This is a genomic window from Methylobacterium sp. CB376, from assembly GCF_029714205.1.
Taxonomy (GTDB): domain Bacteria; phylum Pseudomonadota; class Alphaproteobacteria; order Rhizobiales; family Beijerinckiaceae; genus Methylobacterium.
In genome coordinates, this window is sequence record NZ_CP121648.1 from 4675401 (window position 1) to 4700932 (window position 25532).

General features: G+C 73.3%; 27 protein-coding genes. 20 read left to right on the forward strand and 7 right to left on the reverse strand.

Going from position 1 to position 25532, the window contains the following annotated elements; all coding sequences use genetic code 11:
• Nucleotides 1-9: 9 nt before the first annotated feature.
• Together QA634_RS21345 and QA634_RS21350 are read right to left on the reverse strand one after the other, a co-directional pair.
• Nucleotides 10-1002, reverse strand: a complete 993-nt coding sequence (locus tag QA634_RS21345) for a GNAT family N-acetyltransferase (protein WP_012333948.1) — start codon at nt 1000-1002, stop codon at nt 10-12.
• Nucleotides 1003-1190: 188 nt separating this feature from the next.
• Nucleotides 1191-1586, reverse strand: a complete 396-nt coding sequence (locus QA634_RS21350; RefSeq protein ID WP_026190752.1) for a hypothetical protein — start codon at nt 1584-1586, stop codon at nt 1191-1193.
• A gap of 269 nt (nt 1587-1855) precedes the next feature.
• Here QA634_RS21350 and rplU point away from each other — a divergent pair, with 269 nt between their 5' ends.
• The 4 genes from rplU (at nt 1856) to obgE (ending at nt 4434) form a co-directional block, all read left to right on the forward strand.
• Entirely contained in the window at nt 1856-2173 is a 318-nt protein-coding gene (rplU, locus tag QA634_RS21355; protein ID WP_012333950.1) for a 50S ribosomal protein L21, read from the forward strand.
• Nucleotides 2174-2222: 49 nt separating this feature from the next.
• Nucleotides 2223-2504: a 50S ribosomal protein L27 gene (gene rpmA, locus QA634_RS21360; RefSeq protein WP_012333951.1), complete on the forward strand. Its 282-nt coding sequence runs from the start codon at nt 2223-2225 to the stop codon at nt 2502-2504.
• A gap of 187 nt (nt 2505-2691) precedes the next feature.
• Nucleotides 2692-3342: a GNAT family N-acetyltransferase gene (locus tag QA634_RS21365; RefSeq protein ID WP_012333952.1), complete on the forward strand. Its 651-nt coding sequence runs from the start codon at nt 2692-2694 to the stop codon at nt 3340-3342.
• Nucleotides 3343-3402: 60 nt separating this feature from the next.
• Nucleotides 3403-4434: a GTPase ObgE gene (obgE, locus tag QA634_RS21370; RefSeq protein ID WP_012333953.1), complete on the forward strand. Its 1032-nt coding sequence runs from the start codon at nt 3403-3405 to the stop codon at nt 4432-4434.
• 26 nt (nt 4435-4460) lie between these two features.
• Here obgE and QA634_RS21375 read toward each other — a convergent pair whose 3' ends face one another.
• Nucleotides 4461-4784, reverse strand: coding sequence for a response regulator (locus tag QA634_RS21375; protein ID WP_445928391.1), 324 nt, complete (start codon nt 4782-4784; stop codon nt 4461-4463).
• Between the two features lie 119 nt (nt 4785-4903).
• Complete coding sequence (locus QA634_RS21380) at nt 4904-6652, reverse strand: sensor histidine kinase (RefSeq protein ID WP_012333955.1); 1749 nt, start codon at nt 6650-6652, stop codon at nt 4904-4906.
• A gap of 318 nt (nt 6653-6970) precedes the next feature.
• Here QA634_RS21380 and proB point away from each other — a divergent pair, with 318 nt between their 5' ends.
• From proB to QA634_RS21435, 11 genes are all read left to right on the forward strand, one after another.
• Entirely contained in the window at nt 6971-8092 is a 1122-nt protein-coding gene (gene proB / locus QA634_RS21385) for a glutamate 5-kinase (protein ID WP_012333956.1), read from the forward strand.
• A gap of 339 nt (nt 8093-8431) precedes the next feature.
• The gene (locus QA634_RS21390) at nt 8432-8965 is read left to right on the forward strand and encodes a DUF3828 domain-containing protein (protein ID WP_012333957.1); all 534 of its coding nucleotides are present in this window, start codon (nt 8432-8434) and stop codon (nt 8963-8965) included.
• A 118-nt stretch (nt 8966-9083) separates the two neighbouring features.
• On the forward strand, nt 9084-10379 hold the full coding sequence (locus tag QA634_RS21395; protein WP_012333958.1) for a glutamate-5-semialdehyde dehydrogenase: 1296 nt from the start codon (nt 9084-9086) through the stop codon (nt 10377-10379).
• 6 nt (nt 10380-10385) lie between these two features.
• Entirely contained in the window at nt 10386-11003 is a 618-nt protein-coding gene (locus QA634_RS21400; protein WP_012333959.1) for a nicotinate-nucleotide adenylyltransferase, read from the forward strand.
• Between the two features lie 141 nt (nt 11004-11144).
• Nucleotides 11145-11510 carry a ribosome silencing factor gene (gene rsfS / locus QA634_RS21405; protein ID WP_012333960.1) on the forward strand — a complete coding sequence of 122 codons (366 nt, stop codon included), beginning with the start codon at nt 11145-11147 and terminating at the stop codon, nt 11508-11510.
• 21 nt (nt 11511-11531) lie between these two features.
• On the forward strand, nt 11532-12020 hold the full coding sequence (gene rlmH, locus QA634_RS21410; protein WP_012333961.1) for a 23S rRNA (pseudouridine(1915)-N(3))-methyltransferase RlmH: 489 nt from the start codon (nt 11532-11534) through the stop codon (nt 12018-12020).
• Complete coding sequence (locus QA634_RS21415; protein WP_012333962.1) at nt 12017-13309, forward strand: murein hydrolase activator EnvC family protein; 1293 nt, start codon at nt 12017-12019, stop codon at nt 13307-13309. Before rlmH ends, QA634_RS21415 begins: the two co-directional genes overlap by 4 nt.
• A complete protein-coding gene (locus QA634_RS21420) occupies nt 13309-14631 on the forward strand; it encodes a S41 family peptidase (protein WP_012333963.1) in 1323 nt (440 codons plus the stop codon). The genes QA634_RS21415 and QA634_RS21420 overlap by 1 nt, the downstream gene beginning before the upstream one ends.
• Nucleotides 14632-14771: 140 nt before the next feature.
• Entirely contained in the window at nt 14772-15962 is a 1191-nt protein-coding gene (locus tag QA634_RS21425; RefSeq protein ID WP_012333964.1) for a divergent polysaccharide deacetylase family protein, read from the forward strand.
• A 101-nt stretch (nt 15963-16063) separates the two neighbouring features.
• Complete coding sequence (locus QA634_RS21430; protein WP_043701453.1) at nt 16064-16612, forward strand: RNA pyrophosphohydrolase; 549 nt, start codon at nt 16064-16066, stop codon at nt 16610-16612.
• A gap of 45 nt (nt 16613-16657) precedes the next feature.
• The gene (locus tag QA634_RS21435) at nt 16658-17305 is read left to right on the forward strand and encodes a DUF2939 domain-containing protein (RefSeq protein ID WP_012333966.1); all 648 of its coding nucleotides are present in this window, start codon (nt 16658-16660) and stop codon (nt 17303-17305) included.
• On the opposite strand, the gene QA634_RS21440 is transcribed toward QA634_RS21435, so the two are convergent.
• Nucleotides 17299-18795: a carbohydrate porin gene (locus QA634_RS21440; RefSeq protein WP_012333967.1), complete on the reverse strand. Its 1497-nt coding sequence runs from the start codon at nt 18793-18795 to the stop codon at nt 17299-17301. The two genes, QA634_RS21435 and QA634_RS21440, sit on opposite strands and share 7 nt — an antisense overlap.
• A 361-nt stretch (nt 18796-19156) precedes the next feature.
• Between QA634_RS21440 and QA634_RS21445 the strand changes: the two genes are divergently transcribed.
• Together QA634_RS21445 and QA634_RS21450 are read left to right on the forward strand one after the other, a co-directional pair.
• Entirely contained in the window at nt 19157-19591 is a 435-nt protein-coding gene (locus tag QA634_RS21445; protein WP_012333968.1) for an Hsp20 family protein, read from the forward strand.
• An 85-nt stretch (nt 19592-19676) separates the two neighbouring features.
• Nucleotides 19677-19928: a BQ00720 family protein gene (locus QA634_RS21450; RefSeq protein ID WP_012333969.1), complete on the forward strand. Its 252-nt coding sequence runs from the start codon at nt 19677-19679 to the stop codon at nt 19926-19928.
• A gap of 60 nt (nt 19929-19988) precedes the next feature.
• On the opposite strand, the gene QA634_RS21455 is transcribed toward QA634_RS21450, so the two are convergent.
• Nucleotides 19989-20747 (reverse strand): alpha/beta hydrolase, encoded by a 759-nt coding sequence (locus QA634_RS21455; RefSeq protein WP_012333970.1) that lies wholly within the window; start codon nt 20745-20747, stop codon nt 19989-19991.
• Between the two features lie 107 nt (nt 20748-20854).
• Between QA634_RS21455 and QA634_RS21460 the strand changes: the two genes are divergently transcribed.
• From QA634_RS21460 to QA634_RS21470, 3 genes are all read left to right on the forward strand, one after another.
• Nucleotides 20855-22150: a glycosyltransferase family 4 protein gene (locus tag QA634_RS21460; protein ID WP_012333971.1), complete on the forward strand. Its 1296-nt coding sequence runs from the start codon at nt 20855-20857 to the stop codon at nt 22148-22150.
• A 237-nt stretch (nt 22151-22387) separates the two neighbouring features.
• On the forward strand, nt 22388-22909 hold the full coding sequence (infC, locus tag QA634_RS21465; protein WP_012333972.1) for a translation initiation factor IF-3: 522 nt from the start codon (nt 22388-22390) through the stop codon (nt 22907-22909).
• Nucleotides 22910-23158: 249 nt separating this feature from the next.
• Nucleotides 23159-24640, forward strand: a complete 1482-nt coding sequence (locus QA634_RS21470) for an AMP nucleosidase (protein WP_012333973.1) — start codon at nt 23159-23161, stop codon at nt 24638-24640.
• Here the strand turns inward: QA634_RS21470 and QA634_RS21475 are convergent.
• Nucleotides 24609-25400 (reverse strand): HesA/MoeB/ThiF family protein, encoded by a 792-nt coding sequence (locus QA634_RS21475; RefSeq protein WP_012333974.1) that lies wholly within the window; start codon nt 25398-25400, stop codon nt 24609-24611. The genes QA634_RS21470 and QA634_RS21475 overlap by 32 nt on opposite strands.
• Nucleotides 25401-25532 lie beyond the last annotated feature (132 nt).

Consider the following 25532-nt stretch of genomic DNA (forward strand, 5'->3'; position numbering starts at 1 on the left):
CCGCGCGGCTCAGGCCGCGTGGCGCTCCGCGCCGGCCCCGAAATGGCCGATGTAGCGGGGCGCGATCGCCGCGACCGGCAGCACCACGAACACGTCGGTCGTGCCGAATTGCCGGTCCACCACCGCGCCGTCCCCGAAGGTCGCGCCGAGCCGCAGGTAGCCCTTGATCAGCGGCGGCAGGGCCTGGAGCGCCGCCTTGGGGTCGATGGCCTCGCGGCTCAGCCGGTCCATCGCCACGTGCCGGCCCGGCAGGGCGCGCGCGCGCCAGCGCTCGGGCGCCCGGGCGAAGTGGTGCAGGAAGCTCAGCGGCAGGGCGAGCCGGTCCGGATCGGTGCCGTCGAGGCTCGCGCAGCCCAGCATCGCGTCGACGCGGTGGTGCAGGACGTAGGTCCAGATCCCGTGCCACAGGAGCTCCACCGTCCGCTTGGTCCGGTAGGGCTTGAGCACGCAGGAGCGGCCGAGTTCGAGGAAGCGCAGGCCCGGATTCGCGCTCAGGACCGGCGCGATGTCGTACTCGCCGGCCGTGTAGAAGCCGAAATGCCGCTCGGCCTGGTCCTGACGGAGCAGCCGGTAGGTGCCCACCACCCGCGGCCGCGGCTTGCGGAACGGCTTCGCCTCGGTCGCCGCGTGGTCGATCACCAGGAGGTGGTCGCAGATCGCGTCGTACTCGTCCGCGTCCCGCCGCTTGAGGCCGGCGAGCCCGCTCGGCAGCGCCGACATCTCCTCGTAGAACACGCAGTAGCGCAGGCGCTGGGCCCGGCGGACATCCTTCGGCCGGGTGGCGAGCCGCACCTCCAGCGTGCCGATCCGGCCCAGCACCGGGTCGAGCCCGTGGGTGGGCAGCCGCTTCAGCGGCGGGAACAGCCGCGAGGGCGCCACCACGTCGCGCAGGTCGATGCCCGGCCGCCCCTCGCCCATGCCGGCCCGCCGCATGAGGCGCGCGAGGGGCATCCGGGCGTCGCGCGGGTCCGGCCGCGGGCCGGGGGAGAGGAAGGCAACCATGGTCGTGATGTCCCGTGCGGCTCGATCCGGCGGCGGCCGGGCGCCGCGCCGCCTTGAGGCGTGACAACAACACGAAGCGCGCACGGTTTTGTGACACAGGAACGCAAGCGCGGACAATCGCTTGCGTGAATACGCCGGGAGGCGCCGCGGGGCCGCCCCGGCGGCCCCGGACCTTAGCCGCCGAAGGGTCAGATGAACTGGCTGAGACCCGGCACCGCCCCGACGATCGGGCCGATCACGTCCTCGCCCGCCTTCTCGCGCCCGTAGGCGAAGAGTTCGCGCCCGAGCGGCTGCATCTGGCCCATCGAGACGCCCTCCGCCATCAGCTTCTGGCCGAGCGCCATCACGCCCCCGCCCATCATCCCGCCGAGCATGCCCATCAGGCCGCCGCCGCCCTGGCCGGGGCCGCCGTCGCCCGCCTGGGCCACCGCGCCGTCGGCGCCCGGGATCGCCGCGATCAGCTGGTTGACCTCGTCGGTCGGCCCCTCCTTCTGCAGGAAGGTGAGGATGAGCCCGATCGCCGTCTGGGCCGTGGTCGCGTCCAGTCCCGTGGCCTGCGTCACCCGTGCAACAAGCTCTTCCATCATCGTCTCCTGACACCGTCGAGAGGTCATCGGCGAAGCGTCCCCGGAAATCAACCGCGCGACGGGGAGGCGCAAACCCGGACCAGGACGGCCGGAAACCCGTTGACAGCGCGAGCGCCGCACCGCTAGTAAGCCACCCTTGGCGCGCGGACCGTCCGGTCCGCGCGCCGTCGCGTTCGGCGGCCCTCGCGGGCGGACCGAGCGTCAACTGCCAAGAAGACGGTGCCCGGTCGCGTGCCGGAGCCCGGATGGAACACGAGACCAGAACGATGTTCGCAGTGATCAAGACGGGCGGCAAGCAGTACCGCGTTGCCGCCAACGACGTTATCACGATCGGCAAGCTCGAGGGCGATGCCGGGACGGCGGTGACCTTCGGCGAGGTGCTCCTCTACGCCGACGGCGACGGCGCCACCAAGGTGGGCGCGCCGACCGTGGCGGGGGTGAGCGTCGCGGGCGAGATCGTCGCGCAGACGCGCGGCCCCAAGGTCATCGCCTTCAAGAAGCGCCGCCGGCAGAACTCGCGCCGCAAGCGCGGTCACCGCCAGGACTTCACCGTGGTGCGCGTCACGGGCATCAGCGCCGCCTGATCCGGGCCGGACGCGAGACAGCCCTTCAGAGAGATTCAGGAGTAGCCCGATGGCTCACAAGAAAGCAGGCGGTTCGTCCCGCAACGGCCGCGATTCCGAAGGCCGCCGCCTCGGCGTGAAGAAGTTCGGCAACGAGGCCGTGATCGCCGGCAACATCATCGTGCGTCAGCGCGGCACGCGCTGGCATCCCGGCACCAATGTCGGGATCGGCCGCGACCATACCCTCTTCGCGCTCACCGACGGCCGGGTTCAGTTTGCCACCAAACAAGGCCGAGCTTACGTAACGGTCGTCCCGGCCCAGGATGCCCCGGCCCGCGAGGCCGCCGAATAAACCGACGGAGCCAGTGACGAAGGAGCTCCGCCGGTGTCCCCACCGACCCGGCGGATCCTCGATCCTGGCCCTCAAAGGCCGCGCTTCGATCGAGACCAGGGGGAGGGTGGGGCACCACTCTCCCCTTCGTCGTTCTCGTGGCCGCGTGAGGGCGCCTCGCCCTTCCCGGTCGGATCGGAGTCAGGCGATGTTCCCCGACCTCACCCGCGACGACGTGTTTCGGCTTGAGACCCGCAGGCTGTGGCTGCGCTGGCCGCGCCAGGCCGACGCCCAAGCCATCGTGCGTCTCGCCGGGGAGAAAGCCGTCGCCGAGATGACGGCCGGGATTCCGCATCCCCTGGCGCCGGCCGACGCGGAGGCGTTCATCCTGCGGGCGCGGCGGGACAATGCGGAGGGGCGGGCGCTCACCATGGCGATCACGCCCCGGCGCCAGCCGCAGGCGCTGATCGGGATGGTGGGGATCGAGCCCGACCACGACCAGGCGGGACCGCATCTCGGCTACTGGATCGGCCCGCCGCACTGGGGCCAGGGCCTCGCCACCGAGGCGGCCCGGGCGATGATCGACGCCTTCTTCGCCTATACCGAGGGGGAGGAGCTGACCTCCTCCGCCCGGGTGATCAACCCGGCCTCCCGGCGGGTCCTGGAGAAGTGCGGCTTCGCGGCGGTGGGCTCGGGGCTGCGGCCCTTCCCGGCCCGGGGCGGCGTGTTCCCGGTCGACCATTTCCGGCTCGACCGCCGGGCCTGGGACAGCCTCAAGACCTGGCACGCCTCCGGGCTGGTCTTCGACCGGCATCGGGCGGCGGAGCCGCTCGGGGCGGAGGCGTGCCTGGAGGCGTGACGAGACCGGCCGGGGGCACGCCCCCGGCCCCTGCGCGTTGACGGTCAGGAGGACGAGGCCGTGAAGTTCCTCGACGAAGCCAAGGTCTACGTGCGCTCCGGCGACGGCGGGGCCGGCTGCGTGTCGTTCCGGCGCGAGAAGTTCATCGAGTTCGGCGGGCCCGACGGGGGCGACGGCGGGCGCGGCGGCGATGTCTGGGCCGAGTGCGTCGAGGGACTCAACACCCTGATCGACTACCGCTACCAGCAGCATTTCAAGGCCAAGAAGGGCGAGCACGGCTCGGGCCGCAACCGGGCCGGCGCCAAGGGCGGCGACGTGGTGCTGAAGGTTCCGGCCGGCACCCAGATCCTCGCCGAGGACCGCGAGACCCTGGTGGCCGACCTGACGCGGGTGGGCCAGCGCGTGCTGCTCGCCCGCGGCGGCAATGGCGGCTTCGGCAACGCCTACTTCACCACCTCGACCAACCGGGCGCCCCGCCACGCCAATCCGGGCCAGGAGGGCCAGGAGCACTGGCTCTGGCTGCGGCTCAAGCTCATCGCGGATGCGGGCCTGGTCGGGCTGCCGAATGCCGGCAAGTCGACCTTCCTCGCCACCGTGACGGCGGCCAAGCCGAAGATCGCCGATTACCCCTTCACCACCCTGCATCCGGGTCTCGGAGTGGTGCGGGTCGACACGCGCGAATTCGTGCTCGCCGACATTCCGGGCCTGATCGAGGGCGCGCACGAGGGCGTGGGCCTCGGCGACCGCTTCCTCGCCCACGTGGAGCGCTGCCGGGTCCTGCTCCACCTCGTCGAGGGGACGAGCGAGGATGCGGGCGCCGCCTACCGCCTCGTGCGGGCGGAGCTGGAGGCCTACGGCCACGGCCTCGCCGACAAGCCCGAGATCGTCGCCCTCTCGAAGGCCGACATCCTCGATCCGGAGAGGCTGGAGGCCCAGGTCGCCAGCCTGGAGGCGGCCTGCGGCCGGCGGCCGCTCGTGATCTCGGCCGCGACGCGCCGGGGCGTGCCGGAGGCCCTGCGCGCCCTCCTCGCCGCGATGGACCGGGCCCAGGCCGAGGCCGCGCCGGAGAAGGCGGAGGCGTGGCAGCCGTGAGAGGCTGATCATCCGCCGCGGCCGGCTCAGCAGTGCTTCTGGCCGCCCGCGCTCGCGAAGGCGTCGAGGAGCTGCTCCATCAGGTAGGGCTTGGGCACGAATTGCCCGGAATCCGGCACGTCCTCGTTCGAGGGGCGGATCCGGCCCGAGGTGATGACCAGCCGCACGTGCGGCCGCATCTCGGCGACGCGCTGGGCGAGGGCGAAGCCGTCCATCGAGCCCGGCATGTCCACGTCGGTGAACAGCGCGCCGATATCGTCGCGCTGCGCGAGGATCGCCATGGCCTCGTCGGCGTCGGAGGCTTCCAGCACGACGAAGCCGGCCTCCTCCAGCATCTCGGTCGCCATCATCCGCACCAAGCCCTCGTCCTCGACCACGAGGACCACCGTCGGGGAGGGGGAGCGGGCGGGCGGGACATCGGCCAATCAACGGCGCGGCACCGATCAGGTTTCGGTCCCGGTCCCGCGCCTCACGCGGGTGCCCGCCACGGCTCCTGCAGGGCGCTCAGGGGGGCTTCCAGCGTACAGACCAGCCCGGAGGGCGCGAAGGTGAGCGTCACCGCGCCGCCCACCTCCGCGGCGAAGCTGCGCTCCAGCAGCCGCGTGCCGAAGCCCCTGCGGAGGGGCGGCCGGTCGATCGGCGGGCCGCCGCGCTCGGTCCAAGTCAGGCGCAGGCGCGACCCGCCGGGGGCCGGCTCGACCGTCCAGGCGAGATCGACGCGGCCCGCCGGTGTCGCGAGCGCCCCGTATTTCGCGGCGTTGGTCGCGAGTTCGTGCAGGGCCATGGCGAGGGCGAGGGCGGGTTTCGCCGCGAGCGTCAGGTCGGGGCCGCGGGCGCGGATCCGCACCGCGTCCGCCGCCTCGTGGGCGCCGCGGGCGGCCTCGATGATCTCGGAGATCGGGGCGGCCTTCCAATGCGCCTCGGTCAGGATGTCGTGCGCCCGCCCGAGGGAGATCAGCCGCCCGGCGAGGGCCTCCCGCGCCTCGTCGAGCCCGCTCACCCCGCGCAGGGTCTGGGCCGCGATGGCCTGCACCATGGCGAGGGTGTTCTTCACCCGGTGCTGCAATTCGTGGGTGAGGAGCCGCTGGTGCTCCTCGGCCTCCTTGCGGTCCTGGATGTCGAGGTCGTTGCCGAGCCAGCCGATGATCGCGCCCCGCTCGTCCCGCACCGGCGCGGCGCGGATCAGGAACCAGCGGTAGGTGCCGTCGTGCCGGCGCAGCCGCGCCTCGGTGTCGTACTGGATTCCCTCCCGGCGCGCCCGCGCCCAGGCCACCTCCAGCCCCGGCAGGTCGTCCGGATGGACCGCGCGGGCCCAGCCGTCCGGCAGCGCCTCCTCGGGGCTCTGGCCGGTGTAGCGGTACCAGAAGGCGTTGAGGTAGCTGAGCGACCCGTCCGGCCGGCCCTCCCAGACGATGCCCGGGGCGAGTTCGGTCAGCTGCCGAAAGCGGGTCTCGCTCTCGCGGGCGCGCTGCGCGGTCTGCTTCTGCTCGGTGATGTCGACGCTCGCCCCGGCGAAGCGCGAGGCCGCGCCGTCCTCGTCGCGCATCAGGCGGCCGCGGGCGAGGAGCCAGCGCCAGGACCCGTCCGGCTGGCGCACCCGGTACTCCGCCGAGAACGCGTCCCGGCGCCCCGACAGCACCCGGTCGAGCTCTGCCTCGAAGGCCGGCACGTCGTCGGGGTGGAAGGTCCGGGTGAAGGCCGCGAGCGGGGCGCCGCGGGCGGCGTGCTCCGGGTCGACCGAGTAGATCCGGGCGAAGTTCGCGTCCGCGAAGACGAGGTCGCGGCGCAGGTCCCACTCCCAGATGCCGACCATGCCGGCGGCGCCGAGGGCGAGGTTCAGCCGATCCTCGCTCTGGCGCAGCCGCTCCTCCTGGTCGCGCTGGGCGGTGCGGTCGCGCAGGATCTTCAGGTAGCCCAGGTGATGGCCCGCCTCATCGCGCAGTGGCTGCATCTCGCCGCTCGCCCAGAAGCGGCTGCCGTCCTTGCGCAGGTGCCAGCGCTCGTCCGGCCCGGTGCCGGTGAGGCGCGCGTTGCGCATCTCCTCCTCGGGGACGCCGCGGCGGACGTCCGGCTCGGTGAAGAAGCGGGCGGCCGGCTGGCCCAGCATCTCCTCCTCGCTCCAGCCGAGGATGCGCCGCGCGCCCTCGTTCCAGCTGGTGACGGACCCGCTCTCGTCGAGGGTGATGATGGCGTAGTCGGTGGCGCTCTCCAGGATCATCCGCTGGAGCTGCTGATCGCGATGCGCGCGCCGGTGCGCGACCTCATCACCGGGTGCGATGGGGCAGTTCATGATCGTGTGAGGCGGGAGGTGGAATCAAGGATCCCTCCTGCGCCGGCTTCCCGGCGACAATGAGGATCCTTGGCCGTTGAAGACCTTGGCCGTTAAAGACCTTGGCCGTTAAAGACCTTGGCCGTTGGCCACCTCGGCCGCGCGCATCCTCGCCCGTCGGCCTCCGCAGGTCCGGCGGGGGCTGTCCACGGGCCCCGTCAGCGGCTATGCGCGGCGAGGCTCCGCTCACCCTCACCCGGCCCCTCCATGACCCCCGCCCTCGACCAGTTCCGCCGCGTCGTCCTGAAGGTCGGCTCCGCCCTCCTCGTCGACCGGGCGCGCGGGCGCCTGCGGCACGCCTGGCTCGCCGCCCTCGCCGAGGACATCGCCGACCTGCACGGGCGCGGCGTCGACGTGCTGGTGGTCTCCTCGGGCTCGATCGCCCTCGGGCGGACCGTGCTGGGCTTCCCGCCCGGGGCGCTGCGCCTGGAGGAGAGCCAGGCCGCGGCCGCGGTGGGGCAGATCGCGCTCGCCCGCCACTGGTCGGAGGCGCTCGCGCATCACGGCATCGTCGCCGGCCAGATCCTGGTGACGCCGCACGACACCGAGGAGCGCCGCCGCTACCTCAACGCCCGCGCCACGACGCTGAAGCTCCTCGACATGCGGGCGGTCCCGGTCGTGAACGAGAACGACACGGTCGCCACCTCGGAGATCCGCTACGGCGACAACGACCGGCTCGCCGCCCGCGTGGCGACGATGATCGGGGCGGATCTCCTGGTGCTGTTCTCCGACATCGACGGGCTCTACACGGCGCCGCCGGCCAGCGACCCGTCCGCGCGCCACCTCCCGGTGATCCCGCGCATCACCCCGGAGATCGAGGCCATGGCCGGCGGACCGGCCTCGGAGCTGTCGCGCGGCGGCATGCGCACCAAGATCGAGGCGGGCAAGATCGCCGCCGGCGGCGGCACCCACATGCTGATCGCGGACGGGCGCGGCAAGAACCCGCTGCGGGCGGTGGCGGCGGGCGCGCGGGCCTCGTGGTTCCTCTCCGCCTCGACCCCGACGGCGGCGCGCAAGACCTGGATCGCCGGCTCGCTCGAACCCCGCGGCAGTTTGGTGATCGACGCGGGCGCCGAGCGGGCGCTGCAGGGCGGGGCGAGCCTGCTGCCGGTCGGCGTCGCCCGGATCGAGGGCGCCTTCGCCCGCGGCGACGCGGTGGTGATCCGCTCCCTGGGCGGGGCCGTGCTCGGGCGCGGCCTGGTGGCCTATGACAGCGACGACGCGGCCCGCATCATCGGCCGGTCGAGCCGCGAGATCGAGGCGGTCCTGGGCTATCCCGGCCGCGCCGAGATGATCCATCGCGACGACATGGCGCTCGTCGGCGAGTAGGGGCGGCGATCGCGCCCGCCCCGACTCCGACCGGGCTTCCCCTGCGTCGCGCCGCGCTCTATAGCATTGTCCGACGAAGGGGTGCCGGTCCGTCGAAGACAAGGCGGCACGATCCACGACCTGGAGCAGCGCGCGATTGCACCGTGATCGGGCGCCGCTCTAAGCAGAATTGCATCGGGAATTCTGCTTAGTCTCTTGCTCTCGCATCATTTTCCGCCGACGCGGTCCTTCGGTTCGCCGGCGAACCGGTGACTGCTTCGGCGCCGGCCGGTCCCGGCCGGCGCAATGATGCTTTGGATCTCGGCGCCCCCCGTGCGGCCGCTTCCTGGACACGAATGCATGACGACGCGACGGATCCCTCCCGCCCTCGCCCTCGCGCTGGCCCTCGCGGCCGGCCCCGCCCTCGCGCAGGCGGCGCCGGACGCGCCGGTTCGCGAGGCCTACCGGATCACGGTCCGCTCCCTCGCGGCGCCGGGACCGGCGAGCGTGCCCCCCTGGCGGCCGCCGCACCGGCGGACCTTGTTCAGCAAGCGCCTCGCCGCCCTCTTCGCCCGGGACGACCTCTACCAGAAGGAGAGCGGCGATATCGGTCACCTCGACGCCGACCCGTTCCTGAGCGGCCAGGACGGCGAGGTGAAGGACCTGCGCGTCACGGTCGAGACCGGGCCCGCCGAGGGCCGGGCCGAGGTGGCCGCGCGCTTCGTCAGCTTCGGGACGCCGGTCACCGTCCGCTTCCGGGTGGTCGAGGAGGCGGGCGCGTGGCGCATCGACGACATCCTCGACACCGTCGAGGGCAGGGAGGTCCCGGTGAGCGCGCGCCTTACCGCGCCCTACCCGTGCGGCAGCTTCGTCGGAAAACGCTGCCGGCGCTGAGCTCTCCGCCGCCCTGCGCCGGCTCAGCTTGTCGCGGGTGGGGGCCCGTGGCATGGAGAGCCGCGCGGCGACCCGACCCATCGGACCGAACGCCCGCGCGCATCGCAGGAACAGTGCCGTGTCCGTGCTCAGCCTGAAGCCCCGCGCCGGGGCCGACGACGTCGACGCCCTCATGCGGGAGATCGGCCGCAGGGCGCGCGCCGCCTCCCGGCGCATGGCGCTCGTCCCGGCCCGGGCCAAGGACATGGCCCTGCGGGCCGCCGCGGCCGCCATCCGCGACGCCGCCCCGGTCATCCTGGAGGCGAACGCCGCCGACCTCGCCGAGGCGCGGGGCGCGAACCTGCCCGCCGCGACCCTCGACCGGCTCGCACTGACCCCGGGCCGGGTCGAGGCCATCGCCGCCGCGGTCGAGGCCATCGCGGGCCTGCCCGATCCGGTCGGCCGCCAGCTCGCGGCCTTCGAGCGCCCGAACGGCCTCGCCATCGAGCGGATCTCCACCCCCCTCGGCGTGGTCGGGGTGATCTACGAGAGCCGGCCCAACGTCACGGCCGATGCGGGGGCGCTCTGCCTCAAGGCCGGCAACGCCGCCGTGCTGCGCGCCGGCTCCGAGAGCCTGCGCAGCGCCGCCGCCATCGCGCGGGCCATGGCGGACGGCCTCGCCGCGCAGGGCCTGCCCGCCGAGGCGATCCAGCTCGTGCCCACCCGGGACCGCGCGGCGGTCGGCGCCATGCTGGCGGGCCTCGACGGCTGCATCGACGTCATCGTGCCCCGCGGCGGCAAGAGCCTGGTCGCGCGCGTGCAGAGCGAGGCCCGGGTGCCGGTCTTCGCCCATCTCGAAGGCATCTGCCACGTCTTCGTGCACGCGCGGGCCGACCTCGCCATGGCGCGCGAGATCCTGCGCAACAGCAAGCTGCGCCGCACCGGGATCTGCGGCGCGGCCGAGACGCTGCTGGTCGACCGCGCCTGCGCCGGCACCCACCTGGCGCCCCTCGTCGCCGACCTCCTGGAGGCCGGCTGCGCCGTGCGCGGCGACGCCGAGACCCAGGCGGTCGACCCGCGGGTCACGCCGGCGACCGAGGCCGATTGGCGGACCGAGTACCTCGACGCGGTCATCGCCGTGCGGGTGGTGGACGGGCTCGACGCCGCCATCGACCACGTCGAGACCTACGGCTCGCACCACACGGACGCGATCGTCACGGCCGACGAGGCGGCGGCCGAGCGCTTCCTCGCCGAGGTCGATTCGGCGATCGTGGTGCACAACGCCTCGACGCAATTCGCGGATGGCGGAGAGTTCGGCTTCGGCGCCGAGATCGGCATCGCCACCGGGCGGATGCATGCGCGCGGCCCGGTCGGCGTCGAGCAGCTCACGACCTTCAAGTACCGCGTGCACGGCTCCGGTCAGGTCCGGCCCTGAAGCCAGGTGGGCGTGCGTCTCCCGCCGAGCGCGCCGGGCCTGCGCATCGGGCTCTACGGCGGTTCCTTCAACCCGGCCCATGCCGGCCACCTGCATGTCAGCCAGCTGGCGCTGCGGCGGCTCGCCCTCGACCGGGTCTGGTGGCTCGTGAGCCCGGGCAACCCGCTCAAGGACCGGACGATCCTGGCGCCCCTGGCGGAGCGCGTCGCCGGGGCCGCCGCGATCGCGCGCGACCCGCGCGTCGCCGTGACCGCCTTCGAGAGCGCGATCGGCGCCCGCTTCACCCGCGACTCCCTGGCCTGGCTGCGCCGCCACCGGCCCTTCCCGCTTTTCGTCTGGATCATGGGGGCCGACAGCCTCGCGAGTTTCCACCGCTGGCAGGGCTGGCGCGAGATCGTCCGGTCGATGCCGATCGCGGTGATCGACCGGCCGGGCTTCACCCTCGGGGCCGCCGCGTCCCCGGCGGCGCGGGCGATGGCGCGCCACCGGATCGACGAGCGCGACGCGGCCCGCCTCGCCGGGATGGCGCCGCCGGCCTGGGTGTTCCTGCACGGACCCCGCTCCGACCTCTCCTCGACCGCGCTGCGGCGGGCGTCGTCGGGTGACAGAGATCACGCGCCGTGACACGCGCGTATTGAAAGGCGGGGCCCGGCGCCCTTATCTTGATGCAACGGCGCCGTGTGGCGCGAACGACAGGGGTCGGCACTGAACCAACCACTTTCCCGCGAGGCTCACATCCACGAGCTTCCTGCTCGGCCCGAGGCGGTGCCGCCGGCGGCCGAGGATCGGCCCGACGGGCTCCTGGCGATCGCCCGGCGCTGCCTTGAGGACATGAAGGCCGAGGACACGGTCGAGATCGACCTTGCCGGCAAGACCTCGATCGCCGACGCGATGATCATCACCTCCGGCCGCTCGCACCGCCACGTCGGCTCCATCGCCGAGAAGCTGGTGCAGGAGCTGAAGGCCTCCGGCCACGGCAACGCCCGCATCGAGGGCCTGCCGGCCTGCGACTGGGTGCTGATCGATGCCGGCGATCTCCTGGTGCACATCTTCCGGCCCGAGGTCCGCCACTTCTACAATCTGGAGAAGATGTGGGGGGCCGACCGGCCGGGCGACCGCCTGGCCGGCTGACCCGGTGCGGGCGGCGCAGGGGTGCGCCTCGCCCTCGTGGCCGTCGGCCGCCTGAAGCGCGGCCCGGAGCGGGACCTCGCCGAGGGCTACCGCGCGCGGGCCGACGCGCTGGCGCGGGGCCTCGGCCTGTCCGCGGTCCAGCTCACCGAATTGCCGGAGAGCCGCGCCCGCCGCGCCCCGGACCGCTGCGCCGAGGAGGGCGCGGCGATCCTCGCCTGCCTGCCGGCCGGGAGCGCCGTCATCGTGATGGACGAGGGCGGCAGGGCGGTGACGAGCGCCGGGCTGGCCGAGCAGGTGGCCGCGTGGCGCGACGGCGGCCGGCCCGGTCTCACGATCGTGATTGGCGGGGCCGACGGGCTGTGCGAGAGCGTGCGGCACCGGGCCGACCTCGTCTTCGCCTTCGGGGCCGCCACGCTCCCGCACGGCCTGGTCAGGGTGTTGGTGCTTGAGCAACTATATCGCGTCATGACCATCCTGGCCGGCCACCCCTATCACCGCGGCGCCCCGTGATCCGCCCCCTCCCGCTCCTCGGCTTCCTGCTCGCCTGCGCCGGTGCCGCCGCGCAGGAGCGCGCCTCCGTCCGGCCCGACCCGATCGACCAGGCCCAGGCCGAGAAGGAGCAGAAGGCCCAGAGCCTCAAGGCCCTGGAGGCGGCGCTGGCGGCGAGCGCGGAGGCCCGCGGCCGCCTCGAGAAGGAGGTGGAGGAGCTGAAGGGCGACCGCGCGCGCCTGAGCCAAGCGCTCCTCGACGGAACCCGCCGGGCGCAAGAGGCCGAGGAGCGCATCGGCGTCCTGGAGACGCGCCTGGAGACCATGACGGCGAGCCAGACGGCGATCCGGCGCTCCCTCGAGGCGCGCCGCGGCGTCATCGCCGAGGTGCTGGCGGCGCTCCAGCGGATGGGGCGGCGCCCGCCCCCCGCCGTGCTGGTCCAGCCCGAGGACATGCTGGCGGCGATCCGCACCTCGATGCTGCTCGGCGCCGTCGTGCCCGAATTGCAGGGCGAGGCCGAGACGCTCGCGGGCGACCTCGCCGAACTCGAGCGCCTGCGCGGCCTGATCGCGGCCGACCGGGAGAGCCTGCGCAGGGACCTCGCCGGCTGGGCGGGGGAGCGCCAGCGCCTCGACGCCCTCGTCGCCGCCCGCCAGACCCGCCTCGGCGAGGCCGAGACCGGGCTCGCGGGCGAGCGGGAGCGCGCCGCCGGGCTCGCCGGCCAGGCGCGCAGCCTCAAGGACCTCGTCGACAAGCTCGATGGCGAGATCTCGGCCGCCCGCCGGGCCGCGGAGGCGGAGAGCCGCGAGACCCGCGAGCGCTTCGCCGCCGCGGCCCTGCGCGACCCGGTCCGGTTGGCACCGAAGCTGCCTTTCTCCCAGGTGAGGGGGGTCGTCCCCCGACCGGCGACCGGGGAGGTGGTCAAGGCCTTCGGGGCGGCCGACGGAAACGGCGGAACGACGCGCGGCATTTCGCTCGCGACCCGTCCCCGCGCCGTCGTGTCATCCCCGGCCGACGGGTGGGTCGCCTATGCGGGGCCTTTCCGGAGCTATGGACGTCTCTTGATCATCAACGCGGGCGACGGCTACTATCTCCTTCTGGCGGGCATGGATCAGATCAACGTGGACGTCGGTCAGTTCGTGCTCGCCGGAGAGCCGGTCGCCGCGATGGGGGACTCGGGCTTGGCGCCTTCGGCGGGAGGCGGCGGGCGGAACGATCCCGTCCTGTACGTCGAGTTCAGAAAAGACGGTAGCTCCATCGACCCGGAGCCATGGTGGGCGAAGGCGGCAAGCGAGAAGGTCCGCGGATAATGCGCAAAGTTTCCCTCGTCCTGTTGGGTGCGATCCTGGGCGCCGGGACCGCCACGGTGGCGACCCAGACCCACTTCCTCTCGGGCACCAGCGCGGTAGCGGCCTCCGCCGAAACGTACCGTCAGCTCAGCCTGTTCGGCGACGTCTTCGAGAAGATTCGCACCGACTACATCGAGAAGCCCGAGGAATCGAAGCTGATCGAGGCGGCCGTCAACGGCATGCTGACCTCGCTCGACCCGCATTCGAGCTACATGGATGCGAAGAGCTTCCGCGACATGCAGGTGCAGACCCGCGGCGAGTTCGGCGGCCTCGGGATCGAGGTGACGATGGAGGACGGCCTCATCAAGGTCGTCACGCCGATCGACGACACGCCCGCCGCCCGCGCCGGCCTGCTCGCCAACGACATCATCACCCAGATCGACAACGAGCAGGTCCAGGGCCTGACCCTCAACCAGGCCGTCGAGAAGATGCGCGGCCCGGTCAACTCGCCGGTGAAGCTCAAGGTCACCCGCAAGGAGGTCAAGGAGCCGCTCGAGATCACGCTGAACCGCGACCTCATCCGCATCAAGCCGGTGCGCTCGCGGGTCGAGGGCGGCGACGTCGGCTACATCCGGCTGACCCAGTTCAACGAGCAGACCTTCGACGGGCTGAAGGCGGCGATCGACAAGATCTCCACCGACGTGCCGAGCGACAAGCTCAAGGGCTACGTCCTCGACCTGCGCAACAACCCGGGGGGCCTGCTCGATCAGGCCGTGATGGTCTCGGACGCGTTCCTCGACCGCGGCGAGATCGTCTCCACCCGCGGCCGCAACCCGGACGAGACGCAGCGCTTCTCGGCCAAGTCCGGCGACCTGACCAAGGGCAAGCCGATCGTGGTGCTGGTCAACGGCGGCTCGGCCTCGGCCTCCGAGATCGTCGCCGGCGCCCTGCAGGACCACAAGCGCGCGACCGTGCTCGGCACGCGCTCCTTCGGCAAGGGCTCGGTGCAGTCGATCATCCCGCTCGGCGGGAACGGCGCCCTGCGCCTGACCACGGCGCGCTACTACACGCCGTCCGGCCGCTCGATCCAGGCCAAGGGCATCGAGCCGGACCAGGAGGTGCTGCAGGAGGTGCCCGACGACCTGAAGGGCAAGGACGAGACCAAGGGCGAGGCCGGCCTGAAGGGCCACCTCAAGCAGAAGGACCAGGAAGAGCGCGGCGGCTCCTCGGCCTACGTCCCGCCGGATCCGGCCAAGGACAAGCAGCTCACCGCCGCGGTCGACCTGCTGCACGGCGTGCAGAAGGGCGCCGCCAACACCGCCAAGAACGGCGTCCCGAACTGACCGGGGTGTCCCGAACCGGCCGGCGGTCTTCTCGCCGGCCGTTAGGGCAGCGTTAACCACGAGGGCCCGCAATGGCGGTCAGGCGACCGTCGCTGCGGGCCTTGTCGTCTGCGGCCGGTCCGAGAGCCGGATGCGCCGCCGTGATCCTCGCCAACGATGCCCTCACCCGACCCCTCGGGATGCGGGACGAGACCCCCTCCCGCCTCGCGCGCCTGCGGGCCGCCATCCCGCTGCGGGCGATCCTGTCGGCCGCGGCGGCCGTCCTGGTCGGGGCCGTCGCCGGGTTCGTCGCCCTGACGGAGGATCCCCTCGGCGGCGAGCCGCACGCCCTGGTGACGATCACCCGGCGCGAGGCCCCGCCCGGCCCGCCGAGCCCGCGCCCGCCCGCCCCGGCGGAGGCCGGGAGCCGCAGCGCGAGCGAGGTCGAGCGCGCCTCGGGCGTTGCGGTGCTGCGGCCGGAGGGCAGTGCCGTGCCGGATTCGGTGGTGATCCGCGTGCCGGGGCCGACCGAGATCCGCCTCGCCCCCGCGCCCGATCCGGCCCTCTCCGAGAAGGGCCGCTACGGGCTGCTGCCGCGCCTCGGCCCGGACGGCGCCCGCGCCGTCGACGTCTACGCCCGGCCGGAGGCGCCCGCCCTGCCGAGCGGCGCGGCGCCGGCCGGCCGGATCGCCCTGGTGGTGACCGGCCTCGGGATCGGGGCGGCGGTGACGCAGGACGCGGTGACCCGGCTGCCGCCCGCCGTCACCCTCGCCTTCGCCCCCTACGGCGCCGACGTGGGCCGGCAGGCGGCCCGCGCCCGCGAGGCCGGCCACGAGGTGATGGTGCAGGCCCCGATGGAGCCCTTCGACTACCCGGACAACGATCCCGGGCCGCAGACGCTGCTCGCGGGCGCCAAGCCCGCCGAGAACGCGGACCGCCTCGGCTTCGTGCTCTCCCGCATCCCGGGCGCGATCGGGGTGGTGAACTACATGGGGGCGCGGCTCACCGCCGAGGCCGGGGCCCTCGACCCGATCCTGCGCGAGATCGGGGCCCGCGGCCTCGGCTTCGTCGACGACGGCACCTCGCCGCGCTCGCTCGCGCTCGACATCGGGCGGCGCGCCCGCGCGCCGGTGGCCCGCGCCGACGTGGTCGTGGACGCGGCGCCGCTCCCCGACGCGGTCGACCGCGAACTCGCCCGGCTGGAGGAGACGGCGCGGCGCAAGGGCTTCGCGATGGGTTCGGCCATGGCGCTGCCGCTCACCATCGACCGGATCGCCCGCTGGAGCCGCGACCTGGAGGCGCGGGGCATCCTGCTCGTCCCGGCGAGCCGCGCCCTCCGGGCGCGTCGGTAGACGCGCCCCCGCGTCGCCAGACGCGCCCCGCAGCCTTGTGGCGCCGCGACTTCTCTCGCACAAGGGCGCCAGGATTCCGAAGCGAGCCCGTGCAGGCCCCGATGGCAGACCGCGACACCCGACCGGCCGGCTCCGCCCTGGCCGATCTTCCCTACCGGCCCTGCGTCGGCATCGCCCTGTTCAACCGCGACGGCCTCGTCTTCGCCGGGCGGCGGGCCAGGGAAGCCGGGCTGGTGGCCGAGGCGCCCGCCCATAGCTGGCAGATGCCGCAGGGCGGCATCGACCCGGGCGAGACCCCCGAGGGGGCGGCCCTGCGCGAGCTCTACGAGGAGACGAGCGTGCGGCCGGATTCCGTGCGTCTCCTGGCCGAGGCGCCCGGCTGGTACAGCTACGACCTGCCGAGCGTCGCGGCCGGCCAGCTCTGGAAGGGGCGCTACCGGGGTCAGACCCAGAAGTGGTTCGCCTTCGCCTTCGAGGGGGCCGACAGCGAGATCGACATCCTCCGCCCGGGCGGCGGCGCCCACAAGGCCGAGTTCGACGCGTGGCGCTGGGAACCCCTCGCCAACCTCGCGGAGCTGATCATCCCGTTCAAGCGGCCGGTCTACCAGCAGGTGATCGCCGCCTTCGCACCCTTCGCGCGCCCGGCATGAGGCGGGTTCCGGCCCCGCTGCCCCGGCCGGCGGCGGACTGACCCCATGCGCTGGTGGTGCCTGTTCCTCGCCCTCGTGCTGCTCTGGCTGGGCTACTCGCTCTCGCCCTACCTGGCGCTCTACCGGCTGAGCGAGGCGGTGCGGACCAACGACCTCCCGGCGGTGACCCAGCGGGTGAATTTCCGCACCCTGCGCCTGTCCCTCAGCCGGCAGGCGACGGCCGCCGCCCTGGAGGCGATCGAGGCCCGCCCCGACCTCTCGCCCCGCGACCGCCAGATGCTCACCGACGCGGTGGCGGGGCTGGTCGAGCCCGTGGTCGGCAGCCTGGTGACGCCCGAGATGCTGATGGACCTGCTCGATGACGGCTGGCCCGAGCGCCTCGGCATCGCCCGTCCGGACGGGGCGGCGGGGCCGGGCCGGGGATCGCAGGATCGCGGCCTGCCCGGGCGGCGCGTCTCGGACCTCCTCGCCCTCGCGCGCACCGCCGAGATGCGGGGCTTCCGCGGCGTCGTGTTCAGCTTCCCGCCCGACCGGCCGCGGGCGAGCCAGTACCGGCTGCGGCTGCGCCTGCGCGGCTTCACCTGGCGGGTGGTGGATCTCGAACTCCCGGCCGACCTGCGCGACCGCATCAGCCAGAAGCTCGTCCGCCTGCCCCTGCCGGGCCGGGCCGAGCCGCGCCCCGCCGCTCAGTAGCGGATCGTCGAGCGGATCCCCAGGATCGCCGCGTTGCGCAGCCGCTCGCCGGTGGGCGAGCGCGGGTTCACGCCGTTGCCGCCCGGGTGGAAGACGTACTGGAAGTCCGGCTGCACGGTGATGCCGGGCGCGATCAGCGCCTGGTAGGTCAGTTCGAGCTGCGCCTCGAAGGCGCGCACCGGCCGCGCGACGCCGGTCGCCAGGATCGTGTCGAGGTCGAGGCCGCGGATCGATTGCGAGATCCGCGAATAGGACATGCTGAGGCCGACCGTGTCGTCGGAGCGGCCCGGCAGCAGGCCCTTATAGGCGATGCCGGCATCGACGTAGAAGTCGACGAGGTTGCGGTCGCCGGGCGAGCCGGAGACGCGCACGAAGGCGCTGGCGCCCTCGTCGTTCTTGTCGGGCTCGCGGAACAGCGTCTGGTCGATGATGCCGTAGATGCCGTCATTGCCGCGGAAGCGCCGGGCGATGCCGGTCGTCGAGGGGTCGGCGAGGGGCCGGCCCGAATCGTCGAAGCGCGGGCTGTTGAAGCGGCCGAAATGGTACCAGCCGCCCAGCGTGACCGTGCCGGGCTCGTCGATGACCGGGCGCCCGCGATGGCGGCTGTCGAGGTTGTAGGCGTAGGCCGCCTCGGCGATCAGGAGCGGCGGGTCGCCGAGGCGGAAATTCGTGCCGTACCGGTTGCGCCGCTGCGGGTCGGGGTCGAGGCCGGGCCGGGCCGGGCCGGCCGGGTCGCCGTCGAAGAGGCCGACCTGAAGCGAGAAGTTCTTGTTCGGCGTGTATTTCGCCCGCACCGCGGGGGTCGCCAGCGGGTAGGCCGGCCCGCCGCTCGGCAGGTTGATGCCGGTGATGTCCGGCCAGCCATAGGTCGAGTTGACGAACAGGGTCGCGGTCTGGCTGACCAGGAACTCCGTGTCGGCGGCGATCTGGCCGACCTTGAGGCCCAACTGATCGTCGAACAGCTTCTGCTCGATCCAGAGTTCGTAGAGGCGCGAGGAGGGCAGCGCCTCGATGCCGCTGACCACGTCGAGGTTGCCGACGTAGTAGCGGGACAGGCCGGTGCCGTGGATCTGGTAGAAGTTGGTGTGGAAGGCGGCGCCCTTCCAGCCCGCGAGCGTCTCCAGGTCGGCGTCGACCTGGAGATCGAGGCGGCCCTCGTAGATCGCCCCGCGCTTGATCCCGCCCGAGAGGTTGCCCAGCACCTCTCCGACATAGGTGAGGCTGTACTCGATGCCGCGCTTGGCGAGGAAGCTGCGGATCCCGCCCGGATCGGCGGCGGGTCCGAGCAGCCCCTGGATCGAGGTCGTGACGTTGGCCGAGGGCTTGGACGAGGTCTCGGGCTGGGCCACCGACGTCTGCGGGTCGCCGCCCGCGCCCTCGGGCAGGGTCGGCGAGGGCTGCATGGCCGGCGTCGCGACGGACTGGGCAGCGGCACCCGAGCCGAGAGCGGCGCTGGCGAGCAGGGCGGTGAGCCAGGACAGGCGGCGCATCGGAGATCTAACCGGGAGTTGGACCGCCGCGATCGTGGATCGACTGCGACCGGATCAGTTCGGCAGAGCGGTAGCTTGCCCACGGCGCGCTCGCCAGCCTTTCGCGATTGATCGTGACGGAGGGAATGGCAGATTCCGAGCCGCGTGGCCGCCGCGATACTGCCGCGCTCGGGGGCGCCCGCGCCCCTTGCCCGCGCCCCTTGCCCGCGCCCCTTGACCGCGCCCCTTGCCCACGCCCCTTGATGGGGCCGGGGCCCCCCGCCATATTGAGGCGGCCGGCGGGGTCCCGCCGGTCGCCTGAGCGCTGCATCCGCGGGCTCACGTCTCGAAGTGCCTCGTCGCAGAAGGGCTTCGTTCGTCCATGTCGCGTCCCTCGCCCTTCGGGCACCCGTTTCTCCTCGGCTTCGACGAGATCGAGCAGGCGCTCGACCGCGTCGCCAAGGCCGCCAACGACGGGTACCCGCCCTACAACATCGAGCGGCTCGCCCGCACCGAGCGGCAGCCGGAGCGCCTGCGCATCACCCTCGCGGTGGCGGGCTTCACGCGCGACCAGCTCGACGTGACGCTGGAGGAGAGCCAGCTCATCGTCCGCGGTCGCCAGACCGACGACAAGAGCCGCACCTTCCTGCATCGCGGCATCGCCGCGCGGCAGTTCCAGCGCGCCTTCCTCCTCGCCGACGGCATGGAGGTGCTGGGCGCGGACCTGTCGAACGGGCTGCTCTCGATCGATCTCGTCCGGCCGGAGCCGGAGCGGATCGTGCGACGGATCGACATCGCCTCGCGCGACGTTGAGTGAGCCGCGTCCTCACCCCTGGTCGCCGGGCTGCCGCGGGGCCCGCGCCGAACCCCACGCTCTGCCACGTCCCGAAGGAGGGCGAACCATGACCGACCGGAACCCGACCATCGATCCCACCGCGCTCGCCGCCCTCGGCGAGGGCCACGTCGCCTACGTGCGGCCGATGACCGCCGACGACGTGAAGCGCCTGTTTCCCCAGGCGCCCGACCTCACCCCCGGCCTGAACCTGTTCGCGCTCCTGTCCGCGAGCGGGGCGCCGATCCTGCTCACCGACAGCCGCGACGCCGCGATCGCCAATGCCTGGGCGCACGACCTCCAGGCGGTGAGCGTGCACTGAGCGGCGGGCCGGCCGGCGGCTCCCGGGACCGGCCTCCCGGTCCCGGAGCGCCGCCTGCCCTCAGGCGATCCCCTCCACCGCCGCGATCAGCCGCGCGAGGCTCGCCGGGTCGGAGAGCCTGTGGTCGCCCTCCTTGATGAGGGTCAGCACCACGCCCCGCTCCGGCAGCGCCTCCACGAGCCGCATCGCGTGCGCCCAGGGGACGTCCGGGTCGGCCATGCCCTGCAGGATGTGGACCGGGCAGCCCGGGTCGATCGGGCCGCCGAGCAGCAGGTGGCGGCGGCCATCCTCGATCAGGGCGCGGGTCACCGGCGTCGGCTCGGGCGAGTAGGCGGAGTCGCGCCGCCACACGCCCTCGCGCGTGATCCGCGCGCGGATCTCCTCCGGCAGCCGCTCCCAGATCAGCGCCTCGGTGAAGTCGGTCGCCGGCGCGATCAGCACGAGCCCGGCCGGCCGGACCCGCTTCGCCGCGAGCAGCGCGACCCAGCCGCCCATCGAGGAGCCGACCAGGATCGGCCGCTCGGGCGCGAAGCGGGCGATCGCCGCCTCCGCGTCGGCGAGCCAGTCGGAGATGGTGAAGGCGGCGAAATCCCCTTCCGATTCCCCGTGGCCGCCGTAATCGAACCGCAGGAAGGCCCGGCCCGTCCGCGCCGCCCAGGCGTCGATCGCCTCGGCCTTGGTGGCCCGCATGTCGGAGCGGAACCCGCCGAGCCAGACGACCGGCGGCCCCTTGCCGTCGCGCGGGATCGTCGCGATCTGGCGGGTGGCGCCGTTCCGAACGACCGGGATCAGGGTGGCGGCGGGGGAGGGAAGGGTCATCGCGGGGCGGTCTCTCCGGGGGCGAGCGTTTACAGATCCGAAATACGATCGGGAGAAGGTCTCGGACCATGCTCGGCGTGACCGAACCTCTAGATCAGGGAGCGCGAATGGGCGCAACGGCCGCGCACAGGGAGGCGGACATCGGAGGATCGCGAGCCAGGACCTGGAGCCCCGCGCCGCCGAGCCAGGCCGCCTCCTTCCGGGCCTCCACGCAGCACCCGCTCGCGGGGGCGACCATCCTGCAGATCATCCCCGAACTCGACGCCGGGGGCGCGGAGCGCACCACGGTCGACGTGGCGGCGGCCCTGGCGGCGATCGGCGCGCGGGCGCTGGTCGCCACCGAGGGCGGGCGGCTCGTCGGGGAGCTGCAGGCGAAGGGCGGGATCTGGGTGCCGTTCCCGGCCCGCACCAAGAACCCCTTCGCGATGGCGGTGAATGTCGGGCGCCTCGTCCGGCTCTGCCGGGCCGAGGGCGTGCGCATCGTCCATGCCCGCTCCCGCGCCCCGGCCTGGGTCGCCCTCGGCGCCCGGCGGCGACTCGGCCTGCCGCTGGTCACGACCTATCACGGCAGCTACTCGGGCCGCACGCCGGTCAAGCAATTCTACAACTCGGTGATGGCCCGCGGCGACGCCGTCATCGCCAACTCGCACTACACGGCGGAGTTGATCCGCTCGGCGCATCCGCAGGCGCGCCCGGAGCGGATCCGGGTGATCCACCGCGGCACCGACCTCGCGGCCTTCTCGGCGGCGCAGGTCGGGCCCGGGCGGGTCGAGGCCCTGCGCCGGGCCTGGGGCGTCGCCCCGCACGAGCGGATCGTGCTGCTGGCCGCCCGGCTCACCGCCTGGAAGGGCCAGCGCGTCCTGATCGAGGCGGCGGCCGCCCTGCGCGCCAGGGGCATGAGGGACTTCGCCGTGGTCCTGGCGGGCGACGCGCAGGGCCGGGCCGCCTACGAGCGCGAACTCGACGCGCTCGTCGCCGCGCACAACCTCGGCAGCGTCGTCCGGCGGGTCGGCCACTGCGCCGACATGCCGGCGGCGTTGCGGGCGGCCTCCGTGGTGGCGGTGCCCTCGACGGCGCCCGAGGCCTTCGGCCGCGCCGCCGTCGAGGCCCAGGCGATCGGCACGCCGGTGGTGGTCTCGGATCTCGGCGCGGTGCGCGAGACCGTGCTGGCGCCGCCCGAAGTCGCCGCCGCCGAGCGGACCGGCTGGCGCGTGCCGGCCGGGGAGGTGGAGCCCCTCGCGGAGGCGATCGCCGAGATGCTCCAGCTCGGCGCCAGCGCCCGCGACGCGCTCGCCCGCCGCGCCCGCCGCCACGTGGAGCAGAATTTCTCGCTCGAGCGCATGACCGCCGCCACGCTGGAAGTCTATGCCGCTCTCCTGGCCGCGCCGGAGGCCCCGGTCTAGGCCGGAGGACGGATCGACCGCGGCTTCCTCGGACCGACGATGCTTCGGAATCACCCGATCGCAACCAAGTTCCCTTCCGGCGAGTTGACATCTCGCGCGGTTTAGCCAAGGTGCCGCAGTTCACACGAGTGTGTCCGCGCCTCGCCCCACCGTCTCCCCTGGATGTCAGGGCCGGGCCGGCGAGCCGACCGCTGCAGCAATGAGGAGATACCAGCCATTCGCAGACCTATGAGAGCCATGCCGGCCCCGCAGAAGGACGGGCCGCGCGCCAACCGGGACATCCGCGGCGTTCGTGAAGTTCAGCTCATCGACGAGACCGGACAGAATCGCGGAGTCATGGGCTTCTTCGACGCGCTGCAGGTCGCGGAGGAAGCGGGGCTCGACCTCGTCGAGATCGCCCCGAACTCCACCCCGCCGGTCTGCAAGCTCCTCGACTATGGCCGCTACCGCTTCAACGAACAGAAGAAGCAGGCCGAGGCGCGCAAGCGTCAGAAGACGGTCGAGGTCAAGGAGATCAAGCTCCGGCCCGGCATCGACAAGCACGACTACGACGTCAAGATGAAGGCCGTGCAACGGTTCTTCGAGGAAGGCGACAAGGTCAAGGTGACGCTGCGGTTCCGCGGGCGCGAGATGGCGCACCAGGATCTCGGCCTGCGCCTGCTCGAACGCGTCAAGGCGGAGACGCAGGAGATCGCCAAGGTCGAGAGCGAGCCGCAACTCGAAGGTCGCCAGATGATCATGATCCTGGCGCCGCGCTGAGCGCGGGCGCTTGGCCGCGCCGAGCGCGGATGCCGGCCGCGCCGGGCGTGGACGCCTGATCGCCCGCCTTCGCAGGGCACCCGGGAGGCTCGCCTCGCCGGGTTTTTCGGCGTGGGCCTCCGACGACCGCCTTCCGGCCACCGGGCGGCCTTGCCTTCGGGCCGGGGCTGCCGCAACACGGGGGCGGGGACCGGCGGCCCCGGGCCCCCGGGAGGCCGCCCGGCCTGCGCAGCGGAGGGCCGCACGATCGTGTTCGCCGACGAACTGAGACCGATGGAGACGGTGGCCGAGCCGGAAACGGCCGTCGACCGCCTCGCCGCCCTGCACGCCTCCGCGGTGGAGAGCCTCAAGGCCGCCCTCGGGCGCTTCCTGAAGGACGGGGTGCCGCCCCACGCCGCCGAGCGCCTGAGCTTCCGCTACCCGGAACTGCGCCTGACCTACCGGCCGACCGGCCCGATGCCGCGGATCAAGCGGGCCACCGCCAAGTTTCAGGGGCCGGGCATCTACGCCACCACGGTGACGCAGCCCGCCCATTTCCGCGCCTACCTGCTGGAGCAGCTGCGCCCCCTCGTGGCCGATTACGGCGCCACGATCGAGGTCGGCCTGAGCGCCCAGGAGATCCCCTACCCGTACGTCGTCGAGCCCGGGGCCGAGCTGAGCCGGGGCGAGCAGACCTCGAGCGAGCTCGCCCGCGCCTTCCCGACCCCGATGCTCTCCACGGTCGGCGACGAGATCGCGGACGGGCTCTGGCTGGAGGCCGGCGACGAGCCGCGGCCGCTGGCTCTGTTCGACGGGCCGCGCGTCGACTACTCGCTGCGGCGCCTCGTCCACTATACCGGGGCGGATTGGCGGGCGATCCAGCCCTGGATCCTCCTCACCAACTACCACCGCTACGTCGATCAGTTCGTCCGCGTCGGGCTGCGCACGCTCGCCGAGGCGCCCGAGCGCTACGAGCGGCTGGTCCTGCCCGGGGGCGTGTCGGTCACCGCCGAGGAGGCGAGGGAGGCCGATCCGGGCGCGCTCATCGCGGCCTCCCCCTGGCACCGGTTCCAGATGCCCGCCTACCATCTCGTGGCCCGCGACGGGCAGGGCACCACGCTCGTCAATATCGGGGTCGGTCCCTCGAACGCGAAGACCATCACCGACCACCTCGCCGTCCTGCGCCCGCATTGCTGGCTCATGGTCGGCCATTGCGGCGGGTTGCGGCAGTCGCAGACCATCGGCGACTACGTGCTGGCGCACGGCTACCTGCGCCGCGACCGCATCCTCGACGAGCTCGTGCCGCCGGACGTGCCGATCCCGGCCCTGGCGGAGGTGCAGGTGGCGCTCCAGGAGGCCGCCGCCGCCGTGACCGGCGAGCGCGTCGAGGCGCTCAAGCGCCGGCTGCGCACCGGCACCGTCGTGACCTACGACGACCGGAACTGGGAGTTGCGCTGGTCGCAGGAGCGGCGGCGCATCAACCTCTCGCGGGCGATCGGCGTCGACATGGAGAGCGGCACCATCGCGGCCCAGGGCTACCGGCTGCGCGTGCCCTACGGGACGCTGCTCTGCATCTCCGACAAGCCGCTCCACGGGGAGATCAAGCTCCCGGGGGCCGCCAACGCCTTCTACGAGCGGGCGGTGGGCGAGCACCTGCTGATCGGCCTCGCCACCCTCGACCTGCTGCGCCGCGACCGCGGCCGGCTCCACTCGCGCAAGCTCAGGAGCTTCGACGAGCCGCCGTTCCGCTGAGCGGGTTGTCCGGGTCGTAGGCGTAGGACAGGGTCTCGAAGCGCAGCGAGCGGGCATCGACCATGAGCAGGCGCCCGACCAGCCCCTCGCCGAAGCCCGTCACCTCCCGGATCACCTCGAGCGCCATCATCGAGCCCATCAGCCCGGCGAGCGCCCCGATCACGCCGGCCTCGGCGCAGGTCGGCACCGCGCCCGCGGGCGGCGGCTCGGGGAAGAGGCAGCGATAGGTCGGGTTCGGGCGCCCGTCCGGCCCGGTCTCGTGGGCCCGGATCGTGGTGAGCGACCCGTCGAACTGCCCGAGCGCCGCCGTGACGAGGGGCTTCCCCTGGCGGAAACAGGCGTCCGAGACCGCGTAGCGGGTCGCGAAATTGTCCGACCCGTCCGCCACGAGGTCGTAGGCGCCGACGAGGCGATCGGAATTGTCGGTGCTCAGCCGCGTCGCATGCGTCTCGACCCGCACGTGCGGGTTGAGGCGCGCCACCGCAGCGGCGGCGCTCTCGACTTTCGGGCGCCCGAGGTCGGGCGTGCCGTGGATCACCTGCCGCTGCAGGTTGGAGAGCGACACCGCGTCGTCGTCCACGATCCCGATCGTGCCGAGGCCGGCCGCGGCGAGGTACTGGATCAGCGGCGCGCCGAGCCCGCCCGCGCCGACCACCAGCACCCGCGCGGCCTTCAGCCGCGCCTGGCCCGGCCCGCCGACGTCGCGCAGCACGATGTGGCGCGCGTAGCGCTCGATCTCGTCGGGGCTGAGGCTGGTCATCTGCGCGCGTCGCTCCCGGGCCGTCCCTCGGCCGGACCCGCACCGGCTCTCTCCCGAGCACTAACCCCTTGCCGGCCGCCCCGGAAGGTCCGCGTTTGCATCCCGGTCCCGCGCCGCTTAAGGGGCGGCCTT